The sequence below is a fragment of the Rhizobium sp. LARHSG275 genome, assembly GCF_052871115.1.
The window spans coordinates 266,677-282,891 of record NZ_JBIXJN010000007.1 but is presented as its reverse complement, the minus strand read 5'-3'; the positions used below and the strand labels follow the sequence as shown (position 1 = coordinate 282,891).

The 16,215-nt window shown below is 61.8% G+C and carries 21 protein-coding genes; 7 read left to right on the top strand and 14 right to left on the bottom strand.

Annotation, left to right across the window (positions count from 1 at the left end; translation table 11 throughout):
* Positions 1-68: 68 nt before the first annotated feature.
* Entirely contained in the window at positions 69-722 is a 654-nt protein-coding gene (locus tag ACIPSK_RS11815) for an O-methyltransferase (protein WP_162117373.1), read from the bottom strand.
* A gap of 88 nt (positions 723-810) precedes the next feature.
* On the opposite strand from ACIPSK_RS11815, the gene ACIPSK_RS11810 reads away from it, so the two are divergent.
* Positions 811-1,455 carry a TetR family transcriptional regulator gene (locus tag ACIPSK_RS11810; protein ID WP_162117372.1) on the top strand — a complete coding sequence of 215 codons (645 nt, stop codon included), beginning with the start codon at positions 811-813 and terminating at the stop codon, positions 1,453-1,455.
* A gap of 140 nt (positions 1,456-1,595) precedes the next feature.
* Here ACIPSK_RS11810 and ACIPSK_RS11805 read toward each other — a convergent pair whose 3' ends face one another.
* Complete coding sequence (locus ACIPSK_RS11805) at positions 1,596-2,237, bottom strand: dihydrofolate reductase family protein (protein ID WP_162117371.1); 642 nt, start codon at positions 2,235-2,237, stop codon at positions 1,596-1,598.
* Between the two features lie 91 nt (positions 2,238-2,328).
* Between ACIPSK_RS11805 and ACIPSK_RS11800 the strand changes: the two genes are divergently transcribed.
* Positions 2,329-2,844, top strand: a complete 516-nt coding sequence (locus ACIPSK_RS11800) for a winged helix-turn-helix transcriptional regulator (protein WP_162117370.1) — start codon at positions 2,329-2,331, stop codon at positions 2,842-2,844.
* Positions 2,845-2,865: 21 nt separating this feature from the next.
* On the opposite strand, the gene ACIPSK_RS11795 is transcribed toward ACIPSK_RS11800, so the two are convergent.
* From ACIPSK_RS11795 to ACIPSK_RS11785, 3 genes are read right to left on the bottom strand one after another with little or no spacing between them, the layout of a single operon-like run.
* Positions 2,866-3,669 carry an ABC transporter permease gene (locus ACIPSK_RS11795; protein WP_162117369.1) on the bottom strand — a complete coding sequence of 268 codons (804 nt, stop codon included), beginning with the start codon at positions 3,667-3,669 and terminating at the stop codon, positions 2,866-2,868.
* A 2-nt stretch (positions 3,670-3,671) separates the two neighbouring features.
* Positions 3,672-4,472 (bottom strand): ABC transporter permease, encoded by an 801-nt coding sequence (locus ACIPSK_RS11790; protein WP_162117368.1) that lies wholly within the window; start codon positions 4,470-4,472, stop codon positions 3,672-3,674.
* Entirely contained in the window at positions 4,469-5,488 is a 1,020-nt protein-coding gene (locus ACIPSK_RS11785; protein ID WP_162117367.1) for an ABC transporter ATP-binding protein, read from the bottom strand. The genes ACIPSK_RS11790 and ACIPSK_RS11785 overlap by 4 nt, the downstream gene beginning before the upstream one ends.
* Before the next feature lie 157 nt (positions 5,489-5,645).
* On the opposite strand from ACIPSK_RS11785, the gene ACIPSK_RS11780 reads away from it, so the two are divergent.
* On the top strand, positions 5,646-6,188 hold the full coding sequence (locus ACIPSK_RS11780; RefSeq protein WP_162117366.1) for an NADPH-dependent FMN reductase: 543 nt from the start codon (positions 5,646-5,648) through the stop codon (positions 6,186-6,188).
* Positions 6,189-6,202: 14 nt separating this feature from the next.
* On the opposite strand, the gene ACIPSK_RS11775 is transcribed toward ACIPSK_RS11780, so the two are convergent.
* The gene (locus ACIPSK_RS11775) at positions 6,203-6,349 is read right to left on the bottom strand and encodes a hypothetical protein (protein ID WP_168724812.1); all 147 of its coding nucleotides are present in this window, start codon (positions 6,347-6,349) and stop codon (positions 6,203-6,205) included.
* A 139-nt stretch (positions 6,350-6,488) separates the two neighbouring features.
* On the opposite strand from ACIPSK_RS11775, the gene ACIPSK_RS11770 reads away from it, so the two are divergent.
* The 3 genes from ACIPSK_RS11770 (at position 6,489) to ACIPSK_RS11760 (ending at position 9,572) form a co-directional block, all read left to right on the top strand.
* Positions 6,489-7,160 (top strand): response regulator transcription factor, encoded by a 672-nt coding sequence (locus ACIPSK_RS11770; protein ID WP_017964789.1) that lies wholly within the window; start codon positions 6,489-6,491, stop codon positions 7,158-7,160.
* A complete protein-coding gene (locus ACIPSK_RS11765; RefSeq protein ID WP_162117365.1) occupies positions 7,160-8,512 on the top strand; it encodes a sensor histidine kinase in 1,353 nt (450 codons plus the stop codon). The genes ACIPSK_RS11770 and ACIPSK_RS11765 overlap by 1 nt, the downstream gene beginning before the upstream one ends.
* 160 nt (positions 8,513-8,672) lie before the next feature.
* A complete protein-coding gene (locus ACIPSK_RS11760) occupies positions 8,673-9,572 on the top strand; it encodes a DUF3313 domain-containing protein (RefSeq protein ID WP_162117364.1) in 900 nt (299 codons plus the stop codon).
* Between the two features lie 127 nt (positions 9,573-9,699).
* On the opposite strand, the gene ACIPSK_RS11755 is transcribed toward ACIPSK_RS11760, so the two are convergent.
* The 6 genes from ACIPSK_RS11755 to ACIPSK_RS11730 form a co-directional block, all read right to left on the bottom strand.
* Entirely contained in the window at positions 9,700-10,056 is a 357-nt protein-coding gene (locus tag ACIPSK_RS11755) for a hypothetical protein (protein WP_162117363.1), read from the bottom strand.
* Positions 10,057-10,233: 177 nt separating this feature from the next.
* On the bottom strand, positions 10,234-10,728 hold the full coding sequence (locus tag ACIPSK_RS11750; RefSeq protein ID WP_162117362.1) for a BA14K family protein: 495 nt from the start codon (positions 10,726-10,728) through the stop codon (positions 10,234-10,236).
* A gap of 307 nt (positions 10,729-11,035) precedes the next feature.
* The gene (locus tag ACIPSK_RS11745; RefSeq protein WP_017964784.1) at positions 11,036-11,245 is read right to left on the bottom strand and encodes a hypothetical protein; all 210 of its coding nucleotides are present in this window, start codon (positions 11,243-11,245) and stop codon (positions 11,036-11,038) included.
* Positions 11,246-11,441: 196 nt separating this feature from the next.
* A complete protein-coding gene (locus ACIPSK_RS11740) occupies positions 11,442-11,678 on the bottom strand; it encodes a hypothetical protein (protein WP_260058948.1) in 237 nt (78 codons plus the stop codon).
* Between the two features lie 46 nt (positions 11,679-11,724).
* Complete coding sequence (locus ACIPSK_RS11735; protein WP_162117360.1) at positions 11,725-11,940, bottom strand: hypothetical protein; 216 nt, start codon at positions 11,938-11,940, stop codon at positions 11,725-11,727.
* Positions 11,941-12,043: 103 nt separating this feature from the next.
* Entirely contained in the window at positions 12,044-12,880 is an 837-nt protein-coding gene (locus tag ACIPSK_RS11730) for an alpha/beta fold hydrolase (protein ID WP_162117359.1), read from the bottom strand.
* A gap of 497 nt (positions 12,881-13,377) precedes the next feature.
* Between ACIPSK_RS11730 and ACIPSK_RS11725 the strand changes: the two genes are divergently transcribed.
* Complete coding sequence (locus ACIPSK_RS11725) at positions 13,378-14,334, top strand: S1C family serine protease (RefSeq protein WP_162117358.1); 957 nt, start codon at positions 13,378-13,380, stop codon at positions 14,332-14,334.
* Positions 14,335-14,371: 37 nt separating this feature from the next.
* On the opposite strand, the gene dusA is transcribed toward ACIPSK_RS11725, so the two are convergent.
* Complete coding sequence (dusA, locus tag ACIPSK_RS11720; protein ID WP_162117357.1) at positions 14,372-15,373, bottom strand: tRNA dihydrouridine(20/20a) synthase DusA; 1,002 nt, start codon at positions 15,371-15,373, stop codon at positions 14,372-14,374.
* Positions 15,374-15,557: 184 nt separating this feature from the next.
* Complete coding sequence (locus ACIPSK_RS11715) at positions 15,558-15,770, bottom strand: cold-shock protein (RefSeq protein WP_003540801.1); 213 nt, start codon at positions 15,768-15,770, stop codon at positions 15,558-15,560.
* Between the last annotated feature and the right edge of the window lie 445 nt (positions 15,771-16,215).

Below are 16,215 nucleotides of genomic sequence, written 5' to 3'. Positions count from 1 at the left end.
GGTGTGCCGATGAAATGGGCCGTTGCCCGGCCAGCAAACGCGCTCGGCCGGGCAACGGTCTGGCGTCATCAGGTCCGCATCGACAGTTCGATATCCTCTTCGAATGGTGTCGAGAGGTAGCCGGCCGCGGGCGAGCGTACGCGGGCGAGATAGTCCGGGCAGAGGTCGGCATTGTCGGCGACGATGAGAGCGCCAGGCCTCAGGCGGTCTTCCACCAGTTCCAGGATATCGCGATAGAGCGCCTTGGCGCCATCTAGGAACAGCAGGTCGATCGTTTCGGGGAGATCCGTGCTCAGGGTCTCAAGGGCATCGCCTTCGCGGATCTCGACGAGATCGATGAGGCCGCCGGCCACCAGGTTGGCGCGGGCGCGGGCCAGCTTCGACGGCTCGAACTCGCTGGTGATCAGCCGGCCGCCGCCATTGTCGCGCAGCGCGGCGGCGAGATGGAGGGTCGATATGCCGAAGGATGTGCCGAATTCGACGATCGTTCGTGCGCGGCTGCTTCGCGCCAGCATGTAGAGCAGCACGCCGGCCTCCCTGGAGACGGGAAGCCAAAGATCTCTAAGGCGCCCGTAAAGCTCGAGATATTCGGTCTTGCTGCCGATCAGGCGCATTCGCTCATCGCCTGACAGGCCCGACATTGCAGGGCTCGTTGCCGCGGCTGCCTCCTCGAATAGGCCGTCGAGCAGGGGTGCCAGCGGGGCGGTGGTCAGTGTCGTCATGTAAAATCTCCTTGATGACAGGTTCTTGTGTAGGACGAAAAATACGAGTAATTCGTCGCGTCTGCTATTCGCATTGCGGAGCGCTGCCATGACCGATCGTCCAAGAGCCCGGATTTCCTCACGAAAACAGCCCAAGCAGGCCCGATCGAGCGAGCTCTTGGCGGCGATCCTGGATGCCGCTGCTCAGGTTTTGGCGCGGGAAGGCGCCCAGCGCTTCACCACGGCGCGGGTGGCCGAAAGGGCCGGCGTCAGCATCGGATCGCTCTACCAATATTTCCCCAACAAGGCGGCGATTCTCTTCCGGCTGCAGAGCGACGAATGGCGGCAGACGACGGACATGCTCGGCGGCATCCTTGCCGATGCGCAGAGGCCGCCGCTTGAACGGCTGCGCCGCCTCGTCCATGCCTTCCTCCGCTCGGAGTGCGAGGAGGCGGCGATGCGCGTGGCGCTCCATGACGCAGCACCCCTTTATCGCGATGCACCGGAGGCGCAGGCGGCGAGGGCATCGGGAGACCGCATCGTCGAACTGTTCATGCAGGAAGTGCTGCCTTCTGCGCCGGAGGCGACCCGGGCGCTTGCCGGCGAGCTGATCAGCACGACGCTCGGCACGGTGGGCAAGCAGTTCTCGGAGGCTCCGCGGAGCCTTGCCGAGATCGACGCCTATGCCAACGCCATGGCCGACATGTTTTGCGCCTACCTCGAACGGCTTGGGTTCGGCCGGGACCGGGCATAACGTTCCCGGCGGCACACCCGCCTCGTCCTACATTTTGGAACTGCCCGTCCTGGTTCGACAATGGCGATCTCGTATGCCTGTGGCTGCCGCAGGTATCCTGCGGCATGCGCTGGCGTGAAGGAATCCCGATCGGGGCTCGTTTATTTCGCCAGCACGATATGCGTGGCGTGTTCCGTTGCGACGTGCTCGGCGACGCGGAAGCCGAGGGCCGGGAGATCGATGCCTGCAAACATCGCCTCGCCCTTGCCGAGCACGACCGGCGAGATGGCGAAATGCAGTTCGTCGATCAGACCGGCCTGCAGATACTGACGGACGGTGCTGACACCGCCGCCGATTTTCACATCCTTGTCGCCGGCCGCGGCCCTCGCCTTGTCAAGCGCTTCTTCGATGCCGCCGGTGATGAAGTGAAACGTCGTGCCGCCCTCCATGGCGATCGGTTTGCGGGGATAATGCGTCAGGATATAGGTCGGCGCGTGATAGGGCGGGTTCGGTCCCCACCAGCCTTTCCAGGCGTCATCCGGCCAATTGCCGCGGATGGGGCCGAACATGTTGCGCCCGAGAATGAAGGCGCCGAAATTGGCCATGCCGCGGGCCGCATAATCCTCGTCAACGCCCTCAGAACCGCCGTCCTTTCCGGTCATCGTGCGGAAGGTGCGGGTACGGAAAAACCATTCGAACATCTCCGTTCCCCGCTTGCCCAGCGGATCGTTCATGCTTTGCTCCAGCCCGGCGCCGAAACCATCCACGGAAAGGGAAAATGCTGCGACGCGCACCTTGGACATGCTGCTCTCCTCCATCTGATTGCGAATTGAAACTAGTTGCCTTGTTGCATAAGTGATCTTATATTGCAACCAGTTTTCGAAGGAGAATATCGTGGATATCGAACTGCGGTCGGGTTGCCCGATCAACCTGACGATGGAAGTGTTGGGCGACCGGTGGAGCCTCATCATCATCCGGGACATCATGTTTGGTAACCGCCGCCATTTCCGCGATCTTCTGACCCGTTCGGAGGAGGGGATCGCCTCCAACATTCTGGCCGCCAGGCTGAAGCGCCTGCTCTCGCTTGGGTTCATCAGCAAGCGGGACGATCCGAGCCACAGCCAGAAAGCGATCTACAGCCTGGCGGAGCCGGCGATCCAGCTCGTGCCCGTCTTCGCCATGATCGGTGCCTGGGGGCGGCGACATATGCCTGTGAGCGAGGAGCTGAGCATTCGCGCGCAGCTTCTCGAAGAAGGCGGGCCGCCGCTGTGGGACGCATTCATGGAGGATCTCCGGCAGATCCACATCGTCGATCCGATCGGCGGCGCCAATGGTACATGCACCTCACCGGTACTGGCTAAGCTGACGGCGGCGTTCCTCGAGGTCCGCGCGAGAGCGCAGGCATCCTGATATCGAGGGAGGTCGGCCCGATCAGCCGCCGGCGCCCTGGTACTTGCCGGTCGCATACCGCCAGTGGGCGATTGCGATCAACACCCAGATCGGGCCGGCCACCAGAGCCACGGGCCCGGCCCAGTCCCCGAGGATCGGGATGGGCTTGCCGAGCAGGGCGCCGACGGGGACCGAACTGGTGAGGGCCAACGGGACCGCGGTGATGAGGATGGTCTGGATGCCGCCGGGAAAAATATTGAGCGGGTAGCGCGTCAATTCCCAAAAGCCGAAGAAGATCGAGAACAGATGGTTGGACCGCACCCAGATCAATGCCGTGGCGCCGATCATGGTGATGAGTGCACCCGTCAGCAGCGTCGCGCTGATAAGCGCAGCAATGAAGAATGATGCGGACCAGACCGACCAGGCGAAGTCGACGGACAGAACGGCCCAAGCCATCAGCGCCACTGCGAGGATGACGTGGCCGGCATAGCCGATATTAAGGCCGGAAAAGACCAGATAGGCCCAAGGGCTGAAAGGCTTGACCAACAGCGTGTCGTAAGTGCCGAGCCGCACCAGTTCTTCGAGCTCGCGCAATTGCACGAAGCTCATCGCGGCACCCAGCGAATAAGCGAGCAGCTGAAAGCTGAACAGCAGCGCAAGCTCCGGCCAGGTCCAGCCGCCGAGGGTGTCGAAGCGGGCAAGCAGGATTCCGATGGTGGCGAAGACGCTGCCATAGGAAAGGATCTGCGCAAGACGGTCGAGCCAGAAAGCGCCGCGATATTCCATTTTGGAGCGGACATGCATCCGGACCAGCAGTGGAAGGACGCGCAGGTGGTGCATGAGCATGATCAACCTCCCTGCACGGTGATGCGGGTGGAGGCGCGGCGCCACAGCCAGAGGACTCCGGCCAGGAACAACGCGGCCCAGGCAAGGCCCAGGCCGAGATGGAGCCAGACTTCGGCCGTGGAAAGCCTGCCGAGATAGACGGCATTGGGGTAATAGACCACCCAGGCGAAGGGCAGGTGGCGGGCAATCATGGCCAGAGGTTCGGGAAAGAACCAGAAGGGCACCAGCAGGCCCGAGAACAATTGCAGCAGGGCGCCCAGGATCCAGTCCAGCGAGAAGCTCGTCATCAGCCAGAAGGCGACGAGGCCGAAGAGCGCCGACATCAGGAACAGCAACGTAAAGGACAGCGCCCAGAAGGCGCCGAACATCAGGCCATCGAACAGGCTCGCCGGCGGCAGCATGCCGTAAAACAACGCGGTGAAGGCGACGGTCGGAATGACCTGGGTCATCAGGCGATAACCGAAGCTGCCGCATTCGTTGGCGAAGAGATAGAGCGGATAGGACAAGGGCTTGAGCAGCCAGATCGCGATATCGCCTGTCTTGAGTGACCGGCCGATCTCGCCGATGATCCTTTCGGGGCGGGTCGCGCCCATCACCGCGCCGCCGAGCAGGGCATAGGTCACCATCTGCTGCAGGGAAACGCCTTCGACCACGATGCCGCCGATGCCGGCATAGGCCGCCTGCCAGATGGCGACACGCGCGAAGACCTGTACGAGTTTGCCGAAGATATTGGCCCATACTTCGTTGCGGTAGGCGAGCTGCGAATGAAAGGAACTGCGCGCGAAGGCGAAATAGGCGCTCATGATGCCCGGGCCTTGGCATTGCTATGCTGGTCGGCGTTGCGGCGCTGGTAGAAGGTGCGGATGACCTCTTCGATGTCGGGCTCGTGCAGCGCCACGTCCTTAAGGTCGCGCCCGCTGCCGACCTCCGACAGAATTGCTACCAGCGAGATGTCTTCACGCTCGATGAGATAGTTCTTGCGCAGGCCCTCGTCGCTGACGAGAGCCGCGGTGCGCAATGGCAGCGGTCCAGGGTCACTGGCAAATTCGAGTGTCAGCCGCCGGGCCGAGCCCAATGCCGCGCGCAGGCTCTTCAATTCGCCGTCGAAGATGAGCCTGCTATGGTCGACCATGATCAGCCGCGGGCAGATGGTCTCGATGTCCTGCAGGTCATGAGTGGTGAGGATGATGGTGACGCCGCGCTCGCGGTTGATCTCGGCGAGAAAGCGCCGCACCGCATCCTTGGCGACCACATCAAGTCCGATGGTCGGCTCGTCGAGAAAGAGGATCTTGGGATCGTGCAGCAGTGACATCACGATCTCGGCGCGCATGCGCTGGCCGAGGCTGAGCTGGCGCACCGCGCGGTCGAGAAAGGGCGTCAAGTCGAGCAACTCGCTGAAGCGCCGGAGATTATCCGCATGACGCGCGACTGATATGTCGTAGATGCGCTGGTGCAGGGTAAAACTGTCGATCAGCGGCAGGTCCCACCATAGCTGGCTGCGCTGGCCGAAAACGACACCGATCTCGCGGGCATTGTCCATCCGCTTCAGATGCGGCGTTCGGCCGAGCACCGAGAGCATGCCGGCGCTCGGCACCAGGATGCCGGTCATCATCTTGATCATCGTCGATTTGCCGGCGCCATTGGGGCCGAGATAGCCCACGGCTTCGCCCGCCGCGATGTCGAAACCAATGTCGGAAACGGCCAGAACTTCCGTATATTCGTTGGTCACCAGTGTCTTCAGCGCGCCCAGCAGGCCCGGAAATCTCTTGTGCTGCCGAAAGCGTTTGCTGACGCCCCGCGCCTCGATCAAAGCCGTCATATGTATTTCCTCGAGGGTGATTCCAGCCGATTCGGCAGCAGCAACCAGGCTAACGCGGGGTTCGGCCAGTTCAAGCAAAAGTCGCTTTTTTGGCGTTACTCAATCGAACCTAGCCTTTTGCGTTGACAGCCATGATCAATCGATTCCTGTTAGGATCATGAAGATCCTCGCAATATCCGGCAGCGCCCGGCGCAATTCCACCAATACCGCCATGCTGCAGGCTGTCCGCGCCGTTGCGCCAAGCGATATCGAGATTTCGATCTTCGACGGCGTGGGGCGGTTGCCGGTATTCTCGCCTGATCTCGAGGGGGAGAATCTACCGGAGGCGGTGCGGGATTTCATCGATTTGATCGCTCAGAGCGACGGGGTGATCATTGCCAGCCCGGAATATGTCCGATCCATCCCCGGCGGCCTCAAGAATGCGATCGACTGGCTCGTATCCGGAGATGAGATCGTCCATAAACCGATCGCCCTGCTGCACGCATCGCATCGCGGTGATGACATGCTGGCAGGCCTTCGCACTATCCTTGCGACAGTCACCGACCGGTTTGCGTGCAATATTTTCCTCAGGCTTCCTCTCATGAAGCTGGAGCCGGCCGAGGTGTTCAAGGCCGTCGGGGCAGCGGAGAACCGTTCCAGAGTGCAGGCCTATCTTCAGGCATTCTCGGCCTATTGCATGGCAGACAGCAAGATCGCCTGAGGTCCGCCGCTGCATCATCGAACCTCCATCAGCAGGCCGTTCTCGAACGCCGTCTTTTCGTGAAGCGTGTGCAGAATGACGAGCGGGGCTGCGAGCAGTACGGCGAGGATAAAAGCGGAGAGGACGTGTCTCGTCAGGAAACGGAGGATAGGTCGGATCATCTTGATCTCCAGCTACCGAGAATATTCCTTGTGCTGGACCTCGACGATTGCGGCAGCATGACCGGCTGCCTTGCGAGCTCCGCAATGCTGCCGCAACCCTTGTGGCGGACAGAGGGGAGAACGAGACAATGGACAGGCGATGCGGATACTGTTGATAGAGGATGAGAGGGAGTTGGCCGAGGCGCTGTCGTCCGCACTCGGCAAACATGGGATCGTCACCGACCACACGGTGCATCTGGCCGACGCCGTCGAGCTGACGCGGCAGAACCTCTACGATGCGATCCTGCTCGACCGGCGCCTGCCCGATGGGGAGGGGCTGAGCTTCATTCCCGAGCTCAGGCGGACGGGGAAGGATACGCCGATCATCGTGCTGACGGCGCTGAACGAACCGAAGGAGCGGATCGAGGGCCTCGACCTCGGGGCCGACGACTATCTCGGAAAGCCGTTCCTGGTCGAGGAGCTGATGGCGCGGCTCAGGGCCGTGCTGCGGCGATCGCCTGAATTGGCCGAACTCAAGATCACCGCCGGGCGGATGGTGATCGACCCGCTGCATCTCAGCGTCACCGTCGATGCCGTGCCGCTCGATCTCCCCCGGCGCGAACTTCTGGTGCTGGCGGCACTCGCAAGGCGCAAAGACAAGACCGTGCTGCGCTCGACACTGGAGGCGGCGGTTTATAACTACGAAGAGGAAATCCAGTCGAATGCGCTCGACGCGCATATTTCGCGGCTGCGCAAGCGGCTGATCGATGCCGGCGCCGGCGTCGCGATCCACAATATCCGCGGTGTCGGCTATCTCATGAAGGAGGAGTGATGCGCCAAGCGACCAGGTCGAACCTTTCACTCTGGTGGACGCTCAGCTGGCAGCTCAGTATCGTTTTCGTGGCTGTTGTTGCGACGGTGATCATCGGTCTTTGCATTTACGCCACCAGCATCCTCTCGCCCAATGAAGGAATGCAGGTTCAGCTGACTGCAGCCCTCGAGGAAGCTCTTACGCGTGACTCGCAGGGTAGGATCGCTATCGCGGATAGCCCGCGTCTCAGGTCGTTCAAGGCTGAGAACAACAGGCTCTGGTTTTTCGTCGCCACACCCAGTGGAGAAACGGCCTCCTACGGCGTAATACCGGCGCCCTATGCGGACCTAGCCCGGTACGTCTACCTCATCAAAGACGCCGACATACGAGGGGCGTCCGGTACGACCGAGGTCGCCTCCATCGACCGTGTCGACACGGCAGAAGGCGAATACAGAGTGATGTACGGCGGAAACGCCAGCAGAAGCTCCGCATTTCTGGCAATACTCGGCAAAACCTACCTCATTTACACACCACTTTTGGCCATCGCTTTGCCCGGGGTTTTTCTAACGATCCCCCGCGTCGTAGCGCGCGCTTTGGCCGGCGTGAAGGATATAGCGAGCAAGGCATCGGAAATCGAACCCCGCCGGCAAGGAGCCCGATTGCCGGTGGATGGTATCCCCACGGAAATCGCACCATTGGTGATTGCTTTTAACGGAACGCTTGAGCGGCTTGAGATCGAGTTTAAGAAACGCCAGCGTTTCCTGATCGATGCGGCGCATGAGCTGCGGACGCCGATCGCTATCATGCAGACGCGCATCGACGGCATGCCCGATGGGCGCGAGCGGCAGCGGCTGCTTGACGACGTGGCGCGGCTGGCCGAGGCAGCGGAACAATTGCTCGATTTCGAGCGGAACCACCAGGCGGCCGATCTCGACGAAACGGTCGATCTCGTCGAGATCGGCCGGACGGTGGTCGCCGATCTTGCGCCGCTGGCCATTGCCGGCGGCTACCAGATATGTTTTCAAAGCGAGACGGAGAGCATTGAACGCCGCGGCAGCCCTTCCGCCCTGCCGCGGGCGGTCAGCAATTTGGTGCGCAACGCCATCGATCACGGCGGCAATAGGGGCATGATCACGGTCTCGGTATCGCGTCTGGGCTCCGCCGGCAGCAAGGTCAGCGTCGCCGACGAGGGACCGGGCATTCCGGCCGAGCATCGGGAGCTGGTGTTCGAGCCCTTCTATCGCGTCACCCCGAAGAGCAAGGGCGCCGGTCTCGGCCTCAGCCTGGTCAAGCAGGTCGCCGCAAATCATGGCGGCGAGGTCAGCATCGAAAGCAGTGCAGCCGGAACAAGGGTAACGATCGAACTCGTATAGGCCCGGCCGACTTGGGTCGCATTCGCCGGTCGGCAACGAACTGTAATGTTGCGGCAATTCTCCACCGCCACTTTCGCCCGATGCTAGGGCGCCAAGGACGCTCCAGCTCTTTAAACCTGCGCATAATCCCTTCCGAAATTCGATTTCGATTTTCCGGGTTATGCGCTATCGGCGACGGAGGCCAGACAGCGTGCGCAGCAATCCATTCCTATTTTCCTTCCCACGGGCGTCGAGAGGTTTGTCGCTCGCTCTGCCGGTGGCGCTCGCTATGGCCGCGGCCGGGTGCAGTTCGGTGCCGCTGAAGGAGGCCGGCACGCTTTCTTCCTACAGCAATCTCGGCGCGCCGAAGGGCAAGCTGTCGAAATCGCGTGTCTATGTCGATGGGGCGCGCCTTAGCCCGGCAAAGACGGTGAGCATCGTGCCGACGACCTTCGCTTTCAACGCTGCGACCCGCGTCAAATCGGACGCGGACCGGGTGATGGTGGCGAACGCTCTGGACCGGGCGCTCTGCATTTCGCTCAGCGACAAATATCAGCTGGTCTCTGCCGGCCAACCGGCGGATCTGACAATTCGCTCCGTCGTCACCGACATCGTGCCGACCAACAAGGCGATGGCGGGTGTTTCGACCGTCGTGACCGTCGGCACCGGTTTCGTACTGCCGGTCGGCGTGCCGCGGCTGCCGGCCGGCCTTGGCGGGCTGGCAGTCGAGGCGGAAGCCGTCGATAGCGGTGGCGTGCAGCGGGCGGCGATCGTCTGGTCGCGCGGGGCGAACTCGCTGCAGAATAACCCCCGCGTGTCCGAAGTCGGCGACGCCTATAGCCTGGCTTCGAAATTCAGCAGCGAGTTTTCGCGCATGCTGATCAAAGGCAAGGAGCCGAAGGGATTGGATATCTCGCTGCCCTCCGGGCAGCGGATGAAATCCTGGCTCGGCGGCAAACCGAAATACGCCGCCTGCGACGCTTTCGGCCGCCCGCCCGGACTGATGGGCGCTGTGGCCGCCAAATACGGCGCGCCGCCGCAATGGACCGAGAAGAAGCCGAAACCAGCGGCAACCAATTGAGAGAATCCGGCGCCGGCGCCCAAGCCGCCGCGATCAGCATTCAGCCCGCCCCAGGCTGACGGGACGGACGGAGTAAAGGCGGGCAAGGCTTGTGCTCCGTCCGTCTGCAACCCTTCGCGCAGCCACGTCAGACGACGACGCCAGGCCGCAGCCAGAAATACAGCTTGATCTGATCAGGTCTGTCGGAGGGATGCGGGCCGCGCATGAACAATTCGCCATCCCAGATCCAGAACAGACGGGTGGAGAGAGGCGGCGATCCGGATCCGGCGCGCCACTTGCCATCAGGAATGAAATCGTCGAGAAACCGCGATCTGTCCTGGCGCAGCCGCTGAAGCCCACCGTGAACATAGGCTTCGTCGCCCGCGCGGCGCGGATCGGGAGACCAGCCGGCGGCGAGCGCCGCTTCGAGGCCCGACAGGTTTTCCAGATCAGGGGGAAGCAGGACGATGCGGGTGCCGCGCTTTGCTGTCTCTGCAGATATCATCGATCACCCGCGCTCTGTCAGGCGACGGGGCGATTCGACAGGTTCGACCCGCGCGGCTGGAGCGGAAGACAAGCACGGCTGAGGGCCGTTGAAAAGCAGGCGGGGTTGTTTTGGGACACATCGGCATCAAAAAGCCCCGCATCTTCATGCGAGGCTTGCTCTGATGGATGGGCCGGATTACTGGCACTGGCGGCGCGGGCCGTAATTCGGCTGGTAGGTATTGTCATAGGCGCGGTAGGACCGATAGCGGCTGTAGCAATAGTCCGCATGCGAACCATAGGCACGTGCGCGCGGCTGCGAAGCGATGATACCGCCGATGAGCGCGCCGGCCGCCAAGCCGCCTATTATGGCGCCAGTGTTGTCATGATGGCGATACCGGCGATCGTAGCGCCGATCCCAGCCATAGCGGTCGTCGCGGTAGTAGTCCCGGTCGCGGTAGTAGTCCCGGTCGCGATAGTGGTGGCGGTTGCGATACCAAATGCGATTATCGCCGAACTGACCCGGGCAGTTGGTGAAGTTATTGCAGCCAACGGTCATGATGCGGGCATCGCTGCTTTGAGGCGCCGGCTGCACCGATTGCACCGGGCTTGGCACGAACGCCGGGCCTGCCGAGGCCGGCATTCCGGAGAAGGCCGTCGCTATCGACAGGGCAATGATGGCGATTCTGTTCATTTCACTCACCTTGGGTAAACGGATCTGTCGATGGGATAACGCCGGGGAAGGGAATAGGTTTCATTTTGGGATGGAAAGAGGCGGCATATGTACGCCTTCGCTAACATAAGAGGGCTACGCACCGCCGCCGGACGGTAGGAACCGCCCGGTCCTAAAGCGCTTCAAGAGCGCGATCCGAGCGATCGCATGAAGCCGTTCCCATCCGCGCTGACAAGATGTGGTCGATCGGGCGCTGGCGTGAAGCCTCAGAATAATACGCCGGATATTTTCAAGCATTGATCCGAATCCGGCTCGCGCTCTATCAGGCTCACCTTCCGCCGGCCAGCAATCGGAGCTGGCTTTCGTCGTGCACACCCTGGCGGTAAAGCTCGATGATGAGGGCGCCCAGACGGTCGGCCTCCTTGCTTGATCTGCCGATCTTTAGCCCGCTACAGAGAGCTTCGTGAACACGCCTGCACACATCGAGGTCCTCGGAGGCAAGCGGTTCGTCACGTGTGCTAAACAGCTTGTCTGACATCGCAATCTGCCCTTTTTTGGATGCCGTGAATCGCTATCGTGGGAAAAAAGATAATTTCGCGATCTTTGCTCTGCAAGATGGGCGAAGGTCCGAAATTCAAAAACATTCGGGGCAGGCACGGGAAGACGCGGGCGAGGGCTTCAGGGATGGATGTGAAACCGATCCGTGTGTCGGCCTGATGGATAGCGTGCGCGTGCTACTTGATTGCGGGGTTCTTGGCGCCTTGCTGCGACAGGCGCAGCTCTTTCAGCCGCTTGGTTTTTTCCCGGCGGGCCCGCTGCTCCGCCTCGATGGTTTCCTTGGCAGCTCGTTCGGTGTTTTCGAAACGATCCTGCCGATAAGCCTTTGATGAGGGTTCACGTTCTCTTTTCATGGCCGCTAAACGCAAATCGGCGAAAACGGTTTCATGGGAAAATGCGTACTGGCTGTCAATCGAACGACATGGCCCGGCGGCCCGGGTGGGGACGGCAAACAGCCAGTCACCATTTATAATTCACTCTGCCGGTCGTATCCGTCACGTGCGTGCGCACCTTTGCCTGCCGCAGCTTGCTGGTTTGGTCGATCGACCTCTGCTGCACCGATTTGGCCGGGCATTTGACGGCGTGGCCGGCTGCGTTGCTGCAGGGGGCGGCGGAGGCGGAGTTGGCGGAGATCATGGCGGTGGCGATTGCCGCAAGCAGGTTGATACGGAGCATCGAATTCATCCAATTTAGCCGCGTGGAGATTTAATTTGGTCATGCCGATGGCAAGCCGTTCATGGCAACCGGGCGCCTCGTCGGCGCCCGGCAACATCACGGATCAGCCTTTGATGAAGGCGAGGATGTCGGGATTTATGATGTCGGCATGGGTGGTGCACATGCCGTGCGGGAATTTCTCGTAGACCTTCAGCGTGGCATTTTGCAGGAGTTTGGACGAGAGCATGGCGGAGTCGGCGATCGGCACGATCTGGTCGTCGTCGCCGTGCATGACGAAGGTCGGCACTGTGATGCTCTTGAGGTCTTCGGTGAAGTCGGTTTCCGAAAAGGCCTTGATGCCGTCGTAATGCGCCTTGGCGCCGCCGATCATGCCTTGGCGCCACCAATTGTTGATGACCGGTTCCAGGACCTTCGCGCCCGGCCGGTTGAAGCTGTAGAACGGACCGCTCGGCAGGTCGTGATAGAATTGTGCGCGATTGTCGGCGAGCTGCTTGCGCAGGCCATCGAAGACTTCGATCGGCAGGCCACCGGGATTGGCTTCCGTCTTCACCATGATCGGCGGTACGGCGCCGATGATGACGAGTTTGGCGACACGGCCCTGCGGCTGGCCGTGGCGGGCGACATAGTGGGTCGCTTCGCCGCCGCCGGTGGAGTGGCCGACATGGACGGTGTTCCTGAGATCGAGATGCTCGACGACGGCTGCGGCATCGGCGGCGTAATGGTCCATATCATGACCGTCACCCACCTGGGTCGAGCGGCCATGGCCGCGCCGGTCATGGGCGACGACCCTGTAGCCCTTCTCAAGGAAGAACAGCATCTGGGCATCCCAGTCGTCGGAGCATAACGGCCAGCCGTGATGGAACATGATCGGCTGGGCAGTCTTCGGCCCCCAATCCTTGTAGAAGATCTCGACGCCGTCCTTGGTGGTAACCGTGCTCATCTTTTGGCTCCATTGGTTGGGGTTGGTTGGATTGATGTGGTGAGAAGTTTGCGCCGTTGCCGGCAGAATTGACAAGGCCACGAGCGCCGTTGGGCCGGAGGCTAGGGGCAAAGAAGGTCGCGCCTGATCAACCCGAATATGTTGATGTGCTTGTAGAATGCCTCTTTCTATTCTATTGATATGACAGAAGTTTGTATGTTTCCGCGAGGATGGGTGGAAACGCGCCCATTTCGCATGGCTGCTCTGGTTTAAGGGCAACGTCTGTAATGAGCCATTTTTTTAATATTCGTTCAATATATCCGTCCGGGTAGTTCAATATATCTGTCCGGGGTAGGTGGGCTCCCGTTCTGCCGTGCATGCAGCTGCCGGCGCTCACTTGAACGCGGTTCATCGCCCAACCATCTAATCCTCATACAACAGCGTCATGGCGGACCGTCGCAACCGCGACGGCTTTGCCGTCGGCGGGACGGCCGTTATTGCCGCCTGAGGATCAAATCATGGGTTACATGGATAAAAACATCGCGCCTCAGAACGACGGGGCGCTGATCGATGCCTATTCGCAATCGATCGCAGCAGCAATCGACATCGTCGGGCCGGCGGTCAGCCGGATCGAGAGGGCGGCCGGCCGGCAGGGGCACGGTTCGGGTTTCGCCGTCTCGCCTGACGGCCTGATCATCACCAACAACCATGTCGTTGATGACGCCAAGGTCGTTCGCATCACCACGCCTGACGGCTTCGTTACCGAGGGCCGCGTGCTCGGCCGGGATGTGGATACCGACATCGCCCTCATTCGCGCCAATACAAGCACCGGCGCCTGGGCGAAGCTCGGAGATTCCCAGCGCCTGCGCAGGGGCCATATCGCGATCGCGATCGGAAATCCGCTCGGCTTCGAGTGGACTGTTACCGCCGGCATCGTCTCGGCGCTCGGCCGGTCGATGCGGGCGGCCAGCGGCCGGCTGATGGAGGATGTGATCCAGACCGATGCGGCGCTCAATCCCGGCAACTCGGGCGGGCCGCTGGTGTCTTCGGGCGGGGAGGTCATCGGCGTCAACACTGCCGTCATCCAGGGCGCGCAGAGCATCGCCTTTGCCGTGGCGTCGAATACGGCCAATTTCGTGGTTTCGGAGATTCTCCGCTATGGCCAGGTCAGGCGCGCCTTCATCGGCATAGCAGGCGATACGATCGTGCTGCCGCGCCGGGTGGCCCTTGCGGCGGGCACGGTACAAACGACCTCCGTTCGCATCCGCCGCGTCGAGCCGGAGGGGCCGGCGGCGAAGGGAGGGCTGCAGGAGGGCGATTATATCCTCGCCATCGACGGCAGTCCTGTCGGCGGCGTCGACGATATCGTCCGATTGATGGATGGCAGCAGGATCGGCAGGGATACGGAGATCCAGGTGTTCTCGGTGGCGGGCCGGATCGAGAAGAAGGTCTTGTTGCCGATGGCGCGGTCCTGACGCCGCACTTCGGCGCCATGACGAGACGTCACCTACGTCAGGCGCTGACCGCCTCCTGCTCCGTTCCCGAAAAATCCACCGCCGCAAAGGCTGCCGCCAGCACCTCCGGCCCGGCGCCGGTTTTCGCGGCATCGGTCGAGAGGATCTGGCGATAGCGCCTTGCGCCGGGCAGGCCGGTGAAGAGGCCGACCATGTGACGGGCCACGTGCTGCAGCCGGCCGCCGCTGGCGATGTGGCGTTCGGCATAGGCCATCATCCGGTTACAGAGCCCTTCCCAATCCGGTTCGGCCGCAGGCGCACCAAAGAAGCGCTGGTCGATGTCGGCTAGGATCGCCGCATTCTGATAGGCGGCCCGGCCGAGCATGACGCCATCGACATGGGCGAGGTGGCTTGCCGCCTCGTCGAGCGTGCGGATGCCGCCGTTGATACCGATGAAGACATCGGGCCAGCGCTGCTTCATCCGATAGACGATCTCGTAGTCGAGCGGCGGGATCTCGCGGTTTTCCTTGGGGCTCAGGCCCTTCAGCCAAGCCTTGCGCGCATGGATCCAGATCGCATCGGCGCCGGCATCGAGAACGCGGGTGATCAGCTCGGGCAGCGCCTGTTCCGGCTCCTGCTCGTCGACGCCGATCCGGCATTTCACCGTCACGGGCACGGTCGCCACCGCCTTCATCGCCGCGACGCATGCGGCCACCGTTTCCGGCGTCAGCATCAGGCAGGCGCCGAAGGTGCCAGACTGCACGCGGTCGGAGGGGCAGCCGACATTGAGGTTGATCTCGTCATAGAAGTAGGGTTCGGCAATCTTCACTGCCTCGGCAAGCTTTGCTGGGTCCGATCCGCCGAGCTGTAGTGCCAGCGGATGCTCGGCAGCGTCATGACCGAGCAGCCGGTCGCGCGGGCCGTGGATGATCGCATCCGCCACCACCATCTCGGTGTAGAGCAGCGCCTCGCGGCTGATCTGTCGGTGGAAATAGCGGCAATGCCGATCCGTCCAGTCGATCATCGGGGCGACCGCAATAATCGGCCTCTTCTGCGTCATCAACGTTCCATTGTTCCTTATTCCCAGGTGCCGCAGCGCGGCGCGGTCACCGCCGTGTGGGGCGGGCATCCATAAAGCGCGCATATAACACTTGCCGGTGCGATCGACAAATGATGGCAGCGCCGCAAACAGAAACGGCGCCCCTTGCGGAGCGCCGTTCATGCCGCGTGAGCGGAAGTCTGACTTACGAAGCCGAGATGTTGACGGCCTTCGGGCCCTTGCCCATGCGATCCGGCTCGGTGTCGAAAGTAACCTGCTGGCCTTCGCGCAGCGACTGGATGCCAGAAGCCTGCAGCGCAGAGATATGGACGAAAACGTCCTTTGCGCCGCCGTCCGGCGTGATGAAACCAAAACCCTTGTCCTGGTTGAAGAATTTTACGGTGCCCTTGGTGGCCATTGGGATCGTCCTTTTCCCTTAGTCTGTGTAGTATCCGCGCCCCCGAGAGGAAGCGGACGGCTTTAGCTTTCGCCCCGATCGATTGGGGCGAAGGGTCAGTCGGAGAAGTCACGTACGGGGAAAGAACGTCTACGTAGGCGGGTAGTCCCGCGCCGCCTTCCAAACGGAAGGGATTACCACATCAGTCCAGTCACCGGCATGCAAATGCCCGAGTAAGTCAATTCGTGCCAGCATTTCGGGCAAAAAGCAAGCGGGATTATTGTGGCATGCCCGCATCGATGTCGGGAAATGCCGAAGATTCAGATACTTGACGATGGGTTAGCGGATTCTTGCACGCCTGTGCCATAGCGGGATTCCGTGCCGAAACGGGATGACGGACGGATTCGATAGCCGGGCAGGGATTTCGTGGGCGGACGGGGCGGCGGGCACGCTGATCAGTCTTCAT

What these genes read in the sequence shown, in the direction of transcription:
- ACIPSK_RS11815 (WP_162117373.1), bottom strand. Translation starts at nt 722, where the DNA reads ATGACGACACTGACCACCGCCCCGCTGGCACCCCTGCTCGACGGCCTA.
- ACIPSK_RS11810 (WP_162117372.1), top strand. Translation starts at nt 811, where the DNA reads ATGACCGATCGTCCAAGAGCCCGGATTTCCTCACGAAAACAGCCCAAG.
- ACIPSK_RS11805 (WP_162117371.1), bottom strand. Translation starts at nt 2,237, where the DNA reads ATGTCCAAGGTGCGCGTCGCAGCATTTTCCCTTTCCGTGGATGGTTTC.
- ACIPSK_RS11795 (WP_162117369.1), bottom strand. Translation starts at nt 3,669, where the DNA reads ATGCTCATGCACCACCTGCGCGTCCTTCCACTGCTGGTCCGGATGCAT.
- ACIPSK_RS11790 (WP_162117368.1), bottom strand. Translation starts at nt 4,472, where the DNA reads ATGAGCGCCTATTTCGCCTTCGCGCGCAGTTCCTTTCATTCGCAGCTC.
- ACIPSK_RS11785 (WP_162117367.1), bottom strand. Translation starts at nt 5,488, where the DNA reads ATGACGGCTTTGATCGAGGCGCGGGGCGTCAGCAAACGCTTTCGGCAG.
- ACIPSK_RS11780 (WP_162117366.1), top strand. Translation starts at nt 5,646, where the DNA reads ATGAAGATCCTCGCAATATCCGGCAGCGCCCGGCGCAATTCCACCAAT.
- ACIPSK_RS11775 (WP_168724812.1), bottom strand. Translation starts at nt 6,349, where the DNA reads ATGATCCGACCTATCCTCCGTTTCCTGACGAGACACGTCCTCTCCGCT.
- ACIPSK_RS11770 (WP_017964789.1), top strand. Translation starts at nt 6,489, where the DNA reads ATGCGGATACTGTTGATAGAGGATGAGAGGGAGTTGGCCGAGGCGCTG.
- ACIPSK_RS11765 (WP_162117365.1), top strand. Translation starts at nt 7,160, where the DNA reads ATGCGCCAAGCGACCAGGTCGAACCTTTCACTCTGGTGGACGCTCAGC.
- ACIPSK_RS11760 (WP_162117364.1), top strand. Translation starts at nt 8,673, where the DNA reads ATGCGCTATCGGCGACGGAGGCCAGACAGCGTGCGCAGCAATCCATTC.
- ACIPSK_RS11755 (WP_162117363.1), bottom strand. Translation starts at nt 10,056, where the DNA reads ATGATATCTGCAGAGACAGCAAAGCGCGGCACCCGCATCGTCCTGCTT.
- ACIPSK_RS11750 (WP_162117362.1), bottom strand. Translation starts at nt 10,728, where the DNA reads ATGAACAGAATCGCCATCATTGCCCTGTCGATAGCGACGGCCTTCTCC.
- ACIPSK_RS11745 (WP_017964784.1), bottom strand. Translation starts at nt 11,245, where the DNA reads ATGTCAGACAAGCTGTTTAGCACACGTGACGAACCGCTTGCCTCCGAG.
- ACIPSK_RS11735 (WP_162117360.1), bottom strand. Translation starts at nt 11,940, where the DNA reads ATGCTCCGTATCAACCTGCTTGCGGCAATCGCCACCGCCATGATCTCC.
- ACIPSK_RS11730 (WP_162117359.1), bottom strand. Translation starts at nt 12,880, where the DNA reads ATGAGCACGGTTACCACCAAGGACGGCGTCGAGATCTTCTACAAGGAT.
- ACIPSK_RS11725 (WP_162117358.1), top strand. Translation starts at nt 13,378, where the DNA reads ATGGGTTACATGGATAAAAACATCGCGCCTCAGAACGACGGGGCGCTG.
- dusA (WP_162117357.1), bottom strand. Translation starts at nt 15,373, where the DNA reads ATGACGCAGAAGAGGCCGATTATTGCGGTCGCCCCGATGATCGACTGG.
- ACIPSK_RS11715 (WP_003540801.1), bottom strand. Translation starts at nt 15,770, where the DNA reads ATGGCCACCAAGGGCACCGTAAAATTCTTCAACCAGGACAAGGGTTTT.